This is a genomic window from Methanobacterium spitsbergense (genome assembly GCF_019931065.1).
Classification (GTDB): Archaea; Methanobacteriota; Methanobacteria; order Methanobacteriales; family Methanobacteriaceae; genus Methanobacterium_B; species Methanobacterium_B spitsbergense.
Genome location: NZ_JAIOUQ010000003.1, coordinates 19970 through 34907, shown reverse-complemented (window position 1 = coordinate 34907; position 14938 = coordinate 19970). Strand labels below are relative to the sequence as shown.

Sequence of the window (14938 nt, the reverse complement as noted above, 5' to 3'; positions counted from 1 at the left end):
AAGTGATTTAAAATGAAACGATCTAACAGCACGTTGAAAGCCATACTTGATGTAATATTACATGACAATCCCTCAACTCAGGATGAAATAGCTGAAAAACTTGGATTGACTCGAAGATATGTTACTAAATTACTACAGCCCCTTGTTAAACGTGGTGTTGTTAGAAGAGCATATATTCTCGATTTGAAGAAGTTTGACGAATTTTCAGAAATGTTTGATGAAGAAAAAACTTCAAGAGAATACGCTGGAGCGTATCTCATTAAAGATATGTTAAAGAACATGGTTGAACATGTTTGCAAACAGTTTGATATGTCATTTGAATCCTTTGTAAATTATAATGATGAGATGGCTAATAAAGCACTTGAAATGGATTATATTAGTAACAACATGCATGAAAAGGTTCGATCTTCAGTTGATACAGTTATATCAATAAATCCCTATTCTGAATTTAGTAAAACAATGGTATTCAGTGAAGTTGCTTACGATCTTGAACGTATTGCAGATCACACCTGTCATATTGCCAATTTTGTATTAAATGGTTGTTATGAAGTCGATCCAGAGATGTTAGAGGTACTTAACTCTATGTACTTAACATCACGAAAAATGGTTAAATATTCCATGCAAGGGTTTTTAAACGAAGAATTAGATTTAAAAGAAAAAGTCATGGATTACGAAGAGAAAATTCATGAACTCCAGAAAAAAGCCCTTAACAACATCGCAATTCAAATGGCTGAGGATGATGTTATGGATAAGGATCGTTCAACTTATTATTTAACTTTATCCAGAGTGGTTAAAGCATTTGAAAGGATTGGAGATATATCTGTAGAAATAATCGATACTGCTGGCGAATTTTACAGAAATATACCTAGAACAACCACACCTGAACGTTTCAGGAGAAGATCTTCAGAATAATATTTATTATAAAAGCAGGGAGAATCTATAATGGAAGATATAGATAGATTCATGAGTATATTTGATAAATCTCCAATAGGAATTCTTTTTTATAATGAAGAAGGTAAATTAATTGATATTAATCCATTTTCATTTAAAATTTTAGGAATATCTAAATTAGATGATGTTTTTGGGGTCAACCTATTTGGAATTTCTAATTTTGTTCCAATAAAAGAAACATTAATTAAAGAAGGATTATTTAGGTTTCAAATACCATTGAAAGATTTTGGAAATGATAAATTTGAAAGGGATATTGATTTAACTAATTTTGGTAAAGATATAATTGAATTTATTATTTCAGTTGTTGATTCTGGTTTTTTAGTGATGATTCAAAATTTAAGTCCTTCAGAAAAAATCGATATTCCCTACAGTGAAGAGAAGTATTATAGATTTTTTGAGGATGATCTAACAGGTGATTTTATTGCAACCCCGGAGGGTAGATTAATAGAATGTAACCCTTCCTTTTTAGAGATATATGGATTTGATAATCGTGAAAGTGCATTAAAATTTGATATCTCAAAATTCAACATAATTGATTGGATTAACCTTATCAATCAGCTCAAAAATGAGCCTAAGATCAAAGGTTATCAAAGTAGTCATACAAGACCAGATGGCAATATAATTCAAGTGGTTGCTAATGTTGTAGGTATTTTTAATGATTCAAACGAACTTATTCAGGTTAAGGGTTATATTTTTGATGATACTGAAAGAAAAATAGCAGAAAAATTTTTAAAAGAAAGTGAAGAAAAATATCATCGTCTTTTCGATGAAGATTTAACAGGGGATTTTATTGCAAATATTGATGGTGAAATTTTAGAATGTAACCCTGCATTTGCTGAGATTTACGGTTTTAATAGCTGTAGAGTGGCATCTAATTCAAATATTTCAAAATTTAATCGTTTTGATTGGCCTTATATGGTCACGAGGTTAAAAAAGGAACGCAAACTTTATGGTTTTCAGACTTGGCAGAGAAGATCTGATGGTTTGAGAATTCACGTAGTTGCAAACCTTGTTGGGATATTTAATGATTCAAATGAACTTATTCGGGTTAAAGGATATGTATTTGAAGATACTGAACGTAAACATGCAGAAGAAGAACTTGCACGCAGTAAAAGTCAAATGAGGGAGATTTTAGACAGTATACAAGACATTTTCTTTGCATTGGATCATAATTGGAATTTTATTTATATTAATCAATATGCTGCCGAATACTTTGGAATAGAACATGATGACTTAATAGAACAAAATCTATGGGAATTATTTCCAGAATTCATAGGAACAAAATATGAAGAGTTATTCCGCAATACAATGGAATCAGATGAAATCCAACACTTTGAAGCTCGAGGTATTAAAAACTCTGATCAATGGTTTGATTTTAGCATGTACCCCTCTGCTGATGGAATCTCATCATATTGGAAAGATATAACCGAACGCAAAATATTAGAAGAAGAATTGAGACAAGCTCGCGATCATTTAGAAGAACAATAAAATTAATATAATTAAAGGGAAAATTAAGAATTTTATTTTTTTTACAAATTAGTAAATCTTTTCATGACATTTTGGGCATATTTAGTTTTTACTAGTATAGAAATTTTCATATCTTTTTTTAAAACCATTTCAGGTTTTGGAATTATTAAATTTCCATTTTCATAGACTGCTACAATTAAAAAGTTATCATTGGGACTAACATCACCTATTTTTTTGCCTATTGATTTTTCGTTTTCCAATTTTATATCCAATAATTCTGCATCTCCTTTTCCCATGACAACTAAATCAGCAATTTTAGGTCTTATAATTAATTTTTCAACATAGCTAGCTGTGGTAATTTCTGGACTTACAACAGAGTCAATACCAATCTTTTTAAATGCACTTGAATGGCTTGGATCACTTAATCGGGCTATTATTTTTGTATTCTTAAACTCACTTACGAGGATGGATGCTAATAAATTGACCTCATCATTTCCAGTAGCTGCTACAAAAACATCAGCATCGTCTAAATTTGCTTCTTTCAATACCTTAGCATTTGTACCACTACCACAGATAATCATTGCATCCAATTCAGATGAAGCTTCATTACACAACTCTTGATCACTTTCTATCAAAGTAACATCATGTCCATCTGCAATCAAAAATGAGGCCAAATTCCGCCCCATTTTTCCACCACCCATAATTACTACGTACATCCCATAACTCCAATATTAGAATATTTATTTTCAGGTACCTAATATTATTCTAGTCAAGACAAATATACTATTTATGAAATCACATTAACAGGTACTTTAGCTTCTTTTATTACGTTATCTGTTGTTCTTCCAAGTAACAATCTTTCTAATCCATGTTTGCCCGATTTTCCTATTATTACCTGATCGATTCCTTCATTGTCAATTGTTTTTAGTATCACGTCTGCTGGTTTTCCTTCTTTGATTAGAATTTTGAAATTAATGTTTTTACATTTACCATTGCATTTATTTTCTTCTATTTAATCTTCAAAGCGTTCTATTGTTCACGCTTGACGTCAACTCTTCATCTGCACTTTTCCTGAATCAGGTTGTGGTATAGAATCCAAGTAATAGGTATCTATCACGTTTAAAACTATTATATCTGTACCGCTTATATCAGCAAGGGATATGGCATATTTTCCTGCTCTTTCAGCATTTTTTGATCCATCGGTAGGTAATAATATTTTTTTAGGCATAACAATCCCCCATATAATTTTTAATTTTAATAATTTCAAATATTATATAAAAAAAAATAAATAATTAATTACAGAATCAATTTTACTGCAATCAATTCTTATGTTTTGTTTATCCTAGGAAAGGTTTGGCTATAGTCAGCATTACCACTATAGTTGCAATAATTCCAATTACTACCATTGGAATTCCTGCTTTGAGTATTTCTTTGATCTTCACATAACCCGTACCATATGCCATTGCTACAGTTGGATCTGCCATTGGGAACATGAACGAAAGCGAACATGAAATAGCTACCGGAACAGCATAAATCCCGATAGGTTGACCCTGAGCAGTAGCTAAAGTAACAGACAGAGGCACTAAAATAGCAGATAATGCAATGTTAGACATTACCTGAGTAAAAATCACAGCAATAACCATCAACAAGAGCATTATGGCAAGTGTTGAAACATTACTACCCATCATACCTATTAGGTCATGTATAAGCCATGCTGCGGCACCTGTATTTAGCAGTGCAGCACCAAGTGATAAAGCTCCTCCGAAGAAGATAATTAATCCCCAATCTACACCTTCCTGAGCATCTTTCCAATCTATGACACCAGTGATAAAGTACAAAGCTGCACCAATCAAAGCAACAGAATAACTATTTATACCCGTTATACCAGTTGTTACCCACAAACCTATAGTAAAGAATAATATTGCTGCAGTTATTTTCTCTGTTCGGGTGATAGAACCCATAACACTCATAGCTTTGATCAATGTTTCTTTCCCACCCACAATTCCATCGGTTTCTGGCGGGAAAATCCAACCTAACAACTTCCAAGTTACAAACAACATAAAAATTGCAAGTGGAAATCCAAATATCATCCAATTAACAAATGGAAGGTGTGTGTAAGCTGCAGCCATTAAGTTTGGTGCTGTACCTATTTCAGTACCAAAACCACCTGCTAATGAACCATATGATGCACCTAGAACCATTGCTTTAGCAAAGTTACTGTTACCCTTCTCAGGTTCATCTACACCGAACAATGGTACAATTGTTTTGATAATGGGAAGAAGCATAGCAAATGCAACAACATTTTCAATCCATGCAGACAAAATCCCTGTTGAAAAAACAGCTGCAAAAATACTCATGCTTGGACTTGTACCCACCTTAGAGAGCATCCAATAAGTGAAACGCTTAGCAAGTCCACTTTTACCAATAGCCACTGCGAGAATAAATCCACCAATCATCAAGAAGATAATGGGATTAGCAAACCCAATTACGGCATTACTGAAACTTTCAATACCCAATAGGGGTTGTAAAAATAACAGTATTATAGAGGTGACAGCGAGATGCTGTGCTTCACTAGCCCACATTATAATTGCAAAAATCAAAAGAGCTATTGCAGCATGACCGGGATAAATCAAGCCAGGTAATGGGACTAACATGACCAAAATAAATGCAATTATAGCCAAAGGCATCCCTAAAGTCTTAAAACTAATATTCGTTTTTTATCCCTCCTTAAATTCACAAAATATAACTTACAATATAATATCATATAAATTTATTTCATAATGATTAATCATTGTGCATTAGACTGATGTTTATTAAAGTAAAAAATAATTTATATAGAAAATTTTTATTTTAAAAATTCTTGTCATCAAAATTTTTCAGATTCATACAGGGTTATTGAACTATCCAATCCATCCTTACTTGATTCAATTATATCTATAGCAGATTGTAATTCATCATCCTTGTATCTTTGATCAGTTACTAAACGATGGATAATAAATCCTATAATGGACAATATGGCCATGAAAATCAGGACATAGAAGATTAAAGCTAATATGTACTGATAAAATGTTAAGTTTTCAAGTGTTAGTAATGATAAAATAAAAACCACTAAAAATGCAAATATAAAACAGCTGGCAATGATTAACAGTAATTTTTGATCATCACTCTTGTCTTTAAATGATGAATAGGCTGCTATTGATAATGAAGATCCTGCTAAACTTAAAACTAGAAATTCGGGTATTAATGCAGATATATCCATATTTTAGCTCCATTTGTTAATAACATTCTTGTTTTAACACTTCTTCTTTAGTAATTGGAATTGCAAATTCCACCATTTTATTGAATGTTTGGTCATATTTTTTTATCAATTCTGGTTGGGCTTTTTTTATACCAACAGATCCACGACTTTCATTGTGTCTGTGCGGTTTTTCAATATATAATCCCTTATCATTAAAAATCATAAAATGTTTTGTAGGCCTTTTTGGCAATATTAAATATTCTACACTTTCATATTTATCGAGAAGAGTATAAATCTCCATTTTGTCCTCGCAAAATACTTTAGGTCCACTAATTACTATTATTGATGCAAATTGATGATTAGCCGCGTGTTTTATTATCTCTTGTGTACCTTCACTAAATTCCCCAACAATAACTTTGAGTTTTAATTTATCAACGGTTTTTCTTTTTTTATTGAAATTTTTTACATCTTCAATTAGGTTGAATCTCCAAACCCTTTTTTTATATCTATCTGAACTGTGAAAAAGGACTATTTCATTTCCATATTGTTCATTATAATAAGGATTATGCCTGTAGATCAATTTAATTAAAATAATTACTGAAATGATTGATAAACCCATTAATGTCAATATTATACTGTAATCAAATTGCATTTTTTCTCCATATCATAACATAAAACATCAGTATCTCCAAAATCTAAATTTTTTGATAATTATTTGATATAATATCACTATTTTTAGGCTTTATGTGTTCTTTTTTACACTTGAAGTCTATGTCTTTTACTATATTTTTAATCTCAAATTTAATCTAAGAAATTTTTTTTGATTATGGTGGAATATGGATTTTTGTAATTTTATACTGTAGATTTTAGTTCTGTGATTTTCCTGAATGGATCTTCATTTAATATTTCCTCTGTTATATGTGCCAATAACCCGGGTATCCTACCTATTGCAAATATACCACATCCTAAATGCCAATTAAATTTCATGTCAGATAATATTGCTGCATTTGCTCCATCAATATTAATTTTTATTCCTTTATCTTTTAATAATAATTTTTCCATTTCAATCGCAATTTTAAAGTGTTTTCCATTGCAACCACAATTTTGTGCAATTTCTAAGAGTTTTCGTGCTCTTGGATCTTCTGAATGATAACGATGTCCAAATCCTGGTATCTTTTTACCTTGGTCTCTATATTCCTCTATTATGAACCGTGCAGTTTCCGATGCGGATCTATTGTAAGCATCGGATATTTTAACTCCTTCCTGAAAAATTTTCATTGCATTTTCTATAGCTCCGGCATGGTTTTCTCCAAAAGCAAGAATTCCTCCTGCAATACAAACATTTACAGGTGAACCAGCAGATGCCATTAATCTTGCTGATTGTGTGCTAGGGGGAGTTATCCCATGATCACAAAATGATATCAATACTGCTTCGAACATTTTTTTATGATTTTCTGATGGTTTTTCACCCTTTAAAAGAAGATAAACCATTTCTGCAAAAGAGAAGTTGCCAATTATCTCCTCCTGAAAAAAACCCTGTGTTTTCAGCATGTTTGTTTCTACTTGAGTTATCGAGGTTCTCAAGTCAGAATTTTTAGGTTTTAACATACCTCTCATTATTTCTTCAGTTATCATGATATTATATTAAATAAAATGAATAATATTTAAATTTAACCCTTTGGTCTTAATTAAAACACAAAATGTGTTCTTATTTAAAAGAATTGGAAATAATTTATATATTGCCGTGATTTTGTTCACACTATGTGTTAATAAAAACACATATAGTAACCTTTATATGTAATTGCACTAAGGTTAGGAATGAGGTGAAATAGGTGGACTCAAAATATATAATCGGAATAATAATAGCAATAGTGATAATAGCAGGCGCATACATGGTATTTGCATCTGGATCGAATAGTAACAAGATAACAATAGCAGGATCAACATCGGTTCAACCTGTAGCAGAAAAACTTGCACAAGTGTACATGCAGAAAAATCCTAATGTAAAGATCAATGTTCAAGGTGGGGGATCTGGAGTTGGAATTAAAAGTGTAAGCGAAGGAACTGTAAACATAGGTACCAGTTCTAAGGACCTTAGTGCCAATGAATCAACAGGTTTAAATCAAAATGTAATAGGTAAAGATGGAATAGTCATTGCAGTCAACACTGCAAATTCTGTTAATGGTCTCACAGTAACACAGCTGAAGGACATATTCAGTGGTAATGTTACCAACTGGAATCAGGTTGGTGGAGCAAACGCTAAAATAGATGTAATTACCCGTGAAGATGGTTCAGGTACAAGAACAGCTTTCGAAGATCTTATTTTAAATAAAACTGCCAAAATCAAGGCTGATGCAATTGTTCAAAGTTCAACCGAAGCAGTTAAACAGTCAGTTAAGGGTGATCCAAATGCAATTGGATTTATATCACTTGTGGACTTGGATTCTTCTGTTAAAGCATTAACTGTAAATGGTGTTACACCTTCAGAACAGACTGTTTCAGATGGTACTTACAAACTCCAGAGGCCGTTCATTTTCTTAACCAAAGGTGAACCAAAGGGTGCTGTTAAAGACTTTATAGATTGGGTTATGGGGCCTGAAGGGCAGGCCATAATTAAATCAGCAAATGTTGTACCGGCAAAATAGTTAGAAAGAACTTTTGAAATGGTAAAAATACCATTTCAATTGTATATTTATTAAATTAATCTAAATTAATCGATATAAACACATTAGGTAACATATTCGAGTTTCATACCACATTTTTAAATACTCAAAGGTTGAAGGTATTTGTAAGGTGATGGTATGGATTCTAAATATGTTCTTCTAATAATCGCAGTTATAATAATTATCAGTGCTTATCTTGTGTTTAATCCAGGAAATCAATACGAAAGACTACAAATTGCAGGATCGACATCCGTACAACCGGTAATAGAGAAACTTGCAGAAAAATATCAAGAGACACATCCCAATGTACGAATAAATGTACAAGGTGGAGGTTCAGGTCTTGGTATAAGGACAGTTGAACAAGGAATAGTTAATATGGGAATGAGTTCAAAGGCTCTCAACCCCGATGAAAAAGATGGATTAAATGAATATGTTATTGGAAGGGATGGAATTATCATTGCAGTAAATAATGAAAATTCAATTAGCAACTTAACTTCCGAACAAATTCGTAATCTTTTCAGCGGCGAAGTAACCAATTGGAATCAAATTGGAGGTTCTGATGAAGAGGTTCATGTAGTGGTAAGAGAGTCTGGTTCAGGAACTCTTCAATCATTCCAGGATATAATTATGGGCAGTACTAAAATACGCAAAGATGCGATTGTTCAAAGTTCAACCGAATCAGTGAAACAGGCAGTGAAACAGGATCCCGGAGCAATTGGATTTATATCCCTTGTAAACATGGATAATTCTGTCAAAGCAATTACAGTAAATGGAATAACACCCTCAGAACAGAGTGTGGCCAATGGTTCATATCTACTACAAAGGCCATTTGAATTATTAATAAAAGGCGAACCCACTGGTATTTCCAAAGATTTTCTCGATTATGTAATGAGTCCTGAAGGACAGGCCATAATACAAAATCAGAAAGTAGTGCCTGCAAATCAACTGAAACAGTAGATTGTGTTAATATCAGATATTATATAATTACAAGACTTAACTAAAATGAGAATATTATCAACCAAGATTGAAACATAAACTAATTGAAATTTAAATTAAATGAATTTTTGGAGTACTCAAATGAAGGATAATATCGAAGAATTTTTAATAGAGAAGGGTCTGTTAATTACCGCTCTTTCATCAATAATCATAATCCTACTCATCATAATCTTCATATTCTCTGAAGGTTTACCTTCCATGGAGAGCTATGGATTCTTAAAGTTCATATTTGGAACTACTTGGGATCCTTCATCAGGTGATTATGGAGTTCTACCAATGATAGTGGGCTCTCTGGGAATAACAGGTCTGGCATTACTTTTTGCTGTTCCATTATCATTGCTGTGTGCAATATTCATGGCAGAAATAGCCCCCAAAACAATGAGGAAAATTTTAAAGCCAGTCATAGAAACCCTAGCAGGAATTCCATCAGTAGTATATGGATTTTTCGGATTGATTGTACTGGTTCCTATTATGAGGGTTCAATTTGGAGGTACTGGTTTCAGTATGCTTACAGCATCAATAATTCTTACTGTAATGATACTTCCAACTATAATCAGTGTATCCGAGGATGCATTACGTTCTATACCTCAGGAATACAAGGAAGCATCACTTGCAGTAGGGGCAACACATTGGCAGACAATTAAAAATGTTATTTTCCCTGCAGCAATTCCTGGAATTATAACCGCCATAATATTGGGAATGGGTAGAGCAATAGGTGAAACATTAGCTGTAATAATGGTAGCAGGAAATGTTGCACAGTTCCCAAATTCAATTTTCGACCCGGTAAGGGCGTTAACATCGAACATAGCAATAGAAATGGGTTATGCAACAGGAATTCACTACAGTGCATTATTTGGAACTGCAATAGTCTTGTTCATCATAATCATGATACTTCTCGTGATTGCCAACTACTTCCACTATAAAAAGAAAATCACAATTGGAGGAGGATACCTGTGAAATTCAGGTACAATATCATAGTAATTCAGGAGGTAAAATATGAATAGGATCATATCTCCTAAAAATGCCCAGAAAATCATGAAAGGAGTATTTTGGGCTTCAGGAATAGTTACTATAATCATACTACTAATAATAATTGGTTACATACTTATTAAAGGACTTCCAGTTATGAATCTGGAATTTTTATTGGGGAATCCCATAGATTCAGGTAAATCTGGAGGTATTGCTCCTATGATAGTTTCAACTGTTATTGTAACTGTTATTGCAGTACTAGTTGCAGCTCCACTAGGGGTAGGTGCAGCGGTGTTTATTGAGGAGTATACAAAAGAAAATATTTTTGTAAAGCTCATTAGATTTGGATCAGAAACACTTGCATCAATACCTTCAATAGTTTTCGGACTATTTGGACTGGCATTTTTTGTTGTATTTCTTGGTATGGGATGGTCCCTGTTTTCAGGAGGACTTGTTCTTGCATTTATGGCTTTACCGACAATACTCCAGGTTTCAGAAGTTTCAATAGCAGCTGTACCAAAATCTTATGCAGAAGGGAGCCTTGCACTGGGTGGATCTAAATGGCAAACTGTATATAGAGTTATACTTCCTGCTGCAATACCGGGTATCACCACAGGTGTAATACTTGGGATGGCAAGAGCAATGTCAGAAGCGGCAGCAATATTATTTGTTGTTGGATCGGCTCTGGCAATGCCACTTTCAATATTTGATCCTGGAAGGCCATTACCACTGCATTTATATGTTCTAGCAACAGAAGGTATATCCCTTGATAATGCATATGGGACTGCTGCAGTTCTTGTTCTATTGATTCTTGTTATAACAGTTGTAACCAACACCGTAGTTGAAAGATACTCCAAAAAGATGATGGGGCGATAAAATGGATTATAGAATTGAAGTGGAAGATTTAAACGTTTACTTTGACGAATCACATATCTTAAAAGATATAAACATTAATATAAAAAAGAATATGGTCACATCACTCATAGGACCTTCTGGATGTGGTAAATCTACTTTCATAAGGACTTTAAACAGAATGAATGATTTGATAGATAGCTTTAAAATGACAGGTACAGTTCTACTTGATGGTGGTAATATTTACGATCCCAAAGTAGATGTAGTTGATCTTAGAAAAAAGGTTGGAATGGTTTTTCAGAAGCCAAATCCATTTCCTAAATCCATATTTGACAATGTGGCATATGGACTTAGAATTCATGGGATTTCAGACAAAGATTTCATAGAACAAAGGGTTGAGGAAAGTCTTAAAGAAGCTGCTCTCTGGGATGAGGTTAAAGAGAAATTAGATAAATCTGCAATGGGACTTTCAGGAGGACAACAACAACGGCTGTGTATTGCTCGGACCATTGCAGTCGAACCTGAAGTTATCCTAATGGACGAACCTTGTTCAGCACTCGATCCTATATCAACAACCAAAATAGAGGATTTAATACACAAGCTGAAAAAGGATTTCACTATTATTATTGTAACACATAACATGCAACAAGCAACAAGGGTTTCAAAGTACACTGCATTTTTCCTTCATGGAGAAATAGTTGAAAGTGGTCTTACAGACAAACTATTCATAGAACCAGAAGATAAACGTACTGAAGATTATATAACAGGAAGATTTGGATGAATTTAATATAAGATAATATCATTTATTTTAAAGATAGGTGGAGGATAGAATGGAAAGAAGATATCCAAGGATGAGGTTCCAAAGAAGATTGAATTATCTTAGGGAAGATGTTGAAGAAATGGGGCAGACAAGCCTTTCTGCATACAAAAATGCATTGGAAGCTTTTATTAGTTACGATGAGGAACTGGTTAAGAAAGTTAGCAAGTCAAATGATAAATTATATGAAATGAATTATAACCTAGAGCAGAAAGCAATGAGTGTAATAGCTTCAGAGCAACCAGTAGCAAGAGATTTAAGATTTATTGAAACATGTATAAAAGTAGCAAGCCATTTAAAAAGGATGGGAGGTTTAGCTTCGAATATTGCAGACGTTGCAAAACAGATAAAGGACGAAAAAATACCTGAAAAACCTATGAGTGACATCACGCATATGGCAGATATTGTTGACGGAATGATGAGTAAGAGTATATCTGCATTTCTAAATGAGGACATGAACCTGGTAAGAGAAATAAAAAGGGATGACGACAAGGTAGACGATCTATTTGATCAGGCACTTCAGGATATATCTGCTAGTATGTTTCAGGAGAAAGATGCCATATCCTTCCTGATATATCTATTGTTTGTCGCAAGGTTCCTTGAGAGGATTGCTGATAGGGCAGAAAATATTGGAGACAGAACCATTTACATGATCACATGTGAAAAACCGGGTGTAGCAGGAAAATTAGATGGATTAGTTGAGGATAAAAAATAAAAATAGTTAAATCCTCTTTTTAATTTTTATATAAGTGAGTATAATGAATTATATTAATCATTTTATTATGGTTAACAATACTGGAATTGTGTATTCAAACATCTGTTATCTAAGTTAAAAATTTTCTGGACCCGTTATTAGATTTTCTTATTACAGTGATCTAATTCTCTTAATTTATTGTTTTTGTATTTAACTTGGTATGATTAACTTTTTTATCGATTTTGAAATAAGTCTGGCACTCTCTAAATTAGATTTATTCATCTTTTATAATGGCGCTAGCATGTCTCGCAGCCCAGCATTGAATGCAAATGCCAATGGGCAGACCCGCAGTATGGGTATCAACAAGTTCTACTTTAACATCTAGGGCTGTTGTATTACCTCCCAAACCCATTGGACCGATTCCCGTTGAATTTACAAGTTCAAGTAATTCTTGTTCAAGTTCATCTAATCGATTATCAGGATTTTTAGAATTAATTTCCCTTAATAATGCTTTTTTGGCTAGTTTTAAAGCATAATCGGATGATCCTCCAATTCCTACACCTATCCTAGTGGGGGGACATGGTTTTCCGCCTGCAGCAAGAACTGTGTCAACAACAAAGTTTTTTATTCCTTCAATACCCTCACCAGGCAGTGCCATTTTCATTGCATTATTGTTCTCTGATCCGAATCCTTTTGGAAAAATGGTTAATTCAATATAATTCCCTTCAATTATTTCAATATCCACAAGAGGAACACCTTTACCTGTGTTGGTACCTGTGTTTTCACGTGTTAAAGGATCAACAACGTTGGGACGTAATGGTACTTCAATTGTGGCCTTTTCAACTCCATTTTTTATCCCATGATATAGGTTTTCAACTTTTACGTTACCAAGCTTTACAAATACTATGGGTAGTCCAGTATCTTGACACATCGGGATCCCATTTGTATGTGCTGCATCAATATTATCAAGTACTGCCTTAAGATTAAGCCTAGCTGTTTCATTTGTTTCATTAAGATAGGCCTTCTTCAAAGCATTCTTCACATCATTTGGTAGTTCAATAACAGAATTTTTATAGAGAAATGAAATAGTATCTTCAATTTGTTTCTGTGTTATCATCTGATCAGCTCTAAGAATATATACTAGGGGTTATATTTGTTTATAAATAATTAATTAGTTATTAAGTAAATTTGGGAGAATATAACTTATTATCTAATGAAGCCCTTAAATAAATTAGGTTTTTTGATATTTAAAGTAATAATACAAAAATTAAAAAAATTAGTATTCAAAAATAATTCTTGTATAAAAAATTTACAAATAAATAATTAAAGGGAATAAAAAAAGATCCCTTAATATTTCATTATCATTTTGACTTTTCGGAGTTCCTCTGCAATTTTGTCACGTTTCTGTGTTAAAACATCTTCAGAATCCATTTTAAGTGCTTCTTTAGGGCATGTTGAAACACAAATTGGTACATCCTTATCTATACAGAGATTGCATTTTTTAGCAATTCCAAATTCATCCATATGTATAGCACCTATTGGACATGAATCTCTGCATAATCCACAACCTATGCATTCATCTTCCATAATTACTATGGCACCGTCAATTTCAACAATTGCATCTTCTGGACAGACTGTCATACAAGGTGCTCTGTCTTTAGCACAATGAAGGCAGTGTACTGGAACTCCACTTATGACCCTTATTGCATTTTGAGGACATTCACGCTCACATCGTGAACATTCATCACAGAGCTCTGGTTTTGAAATTAATTCTTTCATTTCAGACCTCCTTGTGAAGAACTTTTTTAGTTCTCGAATTTGCTGTTAAAATGCCAATCATATTGGTGCTTTTTCTTTTCTTTTTACCCAGACTACTGAGCTTATCAATATGCTCTTTCTGTTTGTCAAATTTCATCCTTTCTGTGTCTACCTTTGCAATGGCCCGTTTGGAGCATGCTTTAATGCAGGCAGGTGTTTCTTTATCAGGGCATTGGTGGCATTTATGTGCTTTTCTCTCATGAATGGTTATGGAACCAAATGGACAAACCATCATACAGAGGCCACAGCCAATACATTTTTCAGAGGTGATATCCATTTCAATGGCATCTGTGGGGCATATCCTCCTGCATGGTGCATCTTCACATTGCTGGCAGATTATTGGATAGAATGATCCGTCAATCTCCCTTACAGATATCCTTGATGTTCCATAGAGTTTGCTGCAAGCTTCTTCACAATCTCCGCAGCCATCACAGAGGTCGGGTTGAATCAATATCTTATCCAAGTTCATATCC

The 14938-nt window shown here is 33.4% G+C and carries 16 protein-coding genes and 1 pseudogene; 8 read left to right on the top strand and 9 right to left on the bottom strand.

What is annotated here, in order from left to right; all coding sequences use genetic code 11:
* Positions 1 to 12 precede the first annotated feature (12 nt).
* Entirely contained in the window at positions 13 to 912 is a 900-nt protein-coding gene (locus K8N75_RS01220; protein ID WP_223790356.1) for a PhoU domain-containing protein, read from the top strand.
* Between the two features lie 30 nt (positions 913 to 942).
* A complete protein-coding gene (locus K8N75_RS01215; protein ID WP_223790355.1) occupies positions 943 to 2439 on the top strand; it encodes a PAS domain-containing protein in 1497 nt (498 codons plus the stop codon).
* 41 nt (positions 2440 to 2480) lie between these two features.
* Here the strand turns inward: K8N75_RS01215 and K8N75_RS01210 are convergent, their stop codons facing one another.
* The 6 genes and pseudogenes from K8N75_RS01210 to K8N75_RS01185 all read right to left on the bottom strand — a co-directional run bounded on the left by K8N75_RS01210 (position 2481) and on the right by K8N75_RS01185 (position 7291).
* Entirely contained in the window at positions 2481 to 3134 is a 654-nt protein-coding gene (locus tag K8N75_RS01210) for a potassium channel family protein (RefSeq protein ID WP_223790354.1), read from the bottom strand.
* A gap of 71 nt (positions 3135 to 3205) precedes the next feature.
* A pseudogene (locus K8N75_RS01205) lies at positions 3206 to 3646 on the bottom strand (universal stress protein).
* Positions 3647 to 3755: 109 nt separating this feature from the next.
* Positions 3756 to 5105, bottom strand: coding sequence for a DASS family sodium-coupled anion symporter (locus K8N75_RS01200; protein ID WP_223790353.1), 1350 nt, complete (start codon positions 5103 to 5105; stop codon positions 3756 to 3758).
* A 179-nt stretch (positions 5106 to 5284) separates the two neighbouring features.
* Entirely contained in the window at positions 5285 to 5677 is a 393-nt protein-coding gene (locus K8N75_RS01195; protein ID WP_048191417.1) for a hypothetical protein, read from the bottom strand.
* A 16-nt stretch (positions 5678 to 5693) separates the two neighbouring features.
* Complete coding sequence (locus K8N75_RS01190; RefSeq protein ID WP_223790352.1) at positions 5694 to 6308, bottom strand: hypothetical protein; 615 nt, start codon at positions 6306 to 6308, stop codon at positions 5694 to 5696.
* A 200-nt stretch (positions 6309 to 6508) separates the two neighbouring features.
* Positions 6509 to 7291, bottom strand: coding sequence for a citryl-CoA lyase (locus K8N75_RS01185; RefSeq protein WP_223790351.1), 783 nt, complete (start codon positions 7289 to 7291; stop codon positions 6509 to 6511).
* Between the two features lie 197 nt (positions 7292 to 7488).
* Here K8N75_RS01185 and K8N75_RS01180 point away from each other — a divergent pair, with 197 nt between their 5' ends.
* From K8N75_RS01180 to phoU, 6 genes are all read left to right on the top strand, one after another.
* The gene (locus tag K8N75_RS01180) at positions 7489 to 8301 is read left to right on the top strand and encodes a phosphate ABC transporter substrate-binding protein (protein ID WP_223790350.1); all 813 of its coding nucleotides are present in this window, start codon (positions 7489 to 7491) and stop codon (positions 8299 to 8301) included.
* A 156-nt stretch (positions 8302 to 8457) separates the two neighbouring features.
* Positions 8458 to 9276 carry a phosphate ABC transporter substrate-binding protein gene (locus K8N75_RS01175; protein WP_223790349.1) on the top strand — a complete coding sequence of 273 codons (819 nt, stop codon included), beginning with the start codon at positions 8458 to 8460 and terminating at the stop codon, positions 9274 to 9276.
* 120 nt (positions 9277 to 9396) lie between these two features.
* Positions 9397 to 10272: a phosphate ABC transporter permease subunit PstC gene (gene pstC, locus K8N75_RS01170; protein ID WP_223790348.1), complete on the top strand. Its 876-nt coding sequence runs from the start codon at positions 9397 to 9399 to the stop codon at positions 10270 to 10272.
* A 39-nt stretch (positions 10273 to 10311) separates the two neighbouring features.
* Positions 10312 to 11160, top strand: coding sequence for a phosphate ABC transporter permease PstA (gene pstA / locus K8N75_RS01165; protein ID WP_223790347.1), 849 nt, complete (start codon positions 10312 to 10314; stop codon positions 11158 to 11160).
* Position 11161: 1 nt separating this feature from the next.
* A complete protein-coding gene (gene pstB / locus K8N75_RS01160; RefSeq protein ID WP_223790346.1) occupies positions 11162 to 11917 on the top strand; it encodes a phosphate ABC transporter ATP-binding protein PstB in 756 nt (251 codons plus the stop codon).
* Between the two features lie 49 nt (positions 11918 to 11966).
* The gene (phoU, locus tag K8N75_RS01155) at positions 11967 to 12668 is read left to right on the top strand and encodes a phosphate signaling complex protein PhoU (protein ID WP_048191408.1); all 702 of its coding nucleotides are present in this window, start codon (positions 11967 to 11969) and stop codon (positions 12666 to 12668) included.
* 253 nt (positions 12669 to 12921) lie between these two features.
* On the opposite strand, the gene K8N75_RS01150 is transcribed toward phoU, so the two are convergent.
* The 3 genes from K8N75_RS01150 to K8N75_RS01140 form a co-directional block, all read right to left on the bottom strand.
* Positions 12922 to 13764, bottom strand: coding sequence for a fumarate hydratase (locus K8N75_RS01150; RefSeq protein ID WP_223790345.1), 843 nt, complete (start codon positions 13762 to 13764; stop codon positions 12922 to 12924).
* Between the two features lie 230 nt (positions 13765 to 13994).
* Positions 13995 to 14426 (bottom strand): 4Fe-4S dicluster domain-containing protein, encoded by a 432-nt coding sequence (locus K8N75_RS01145; RefSeq protein WP_223790344.1) that lies wholly within the window; start codon positions 14424 to 14426, stop codon positions 13995 to 13997.
* Between the two features lies 1 nt (position 14427).
* Positions 14428 to 14934, bottom strand: a complete 507-nt coding sequence (locus K8N75_RS01140; RefSeq protein ID WP_420830708.1) for a 4Fe-4S dicluster domain-containing protein — start codon at positions 14932 to 14934, stop codon at positions 14428 to 14430.
* Positions 14935 to 14938 lie beyond the last annotated feature (4 nt).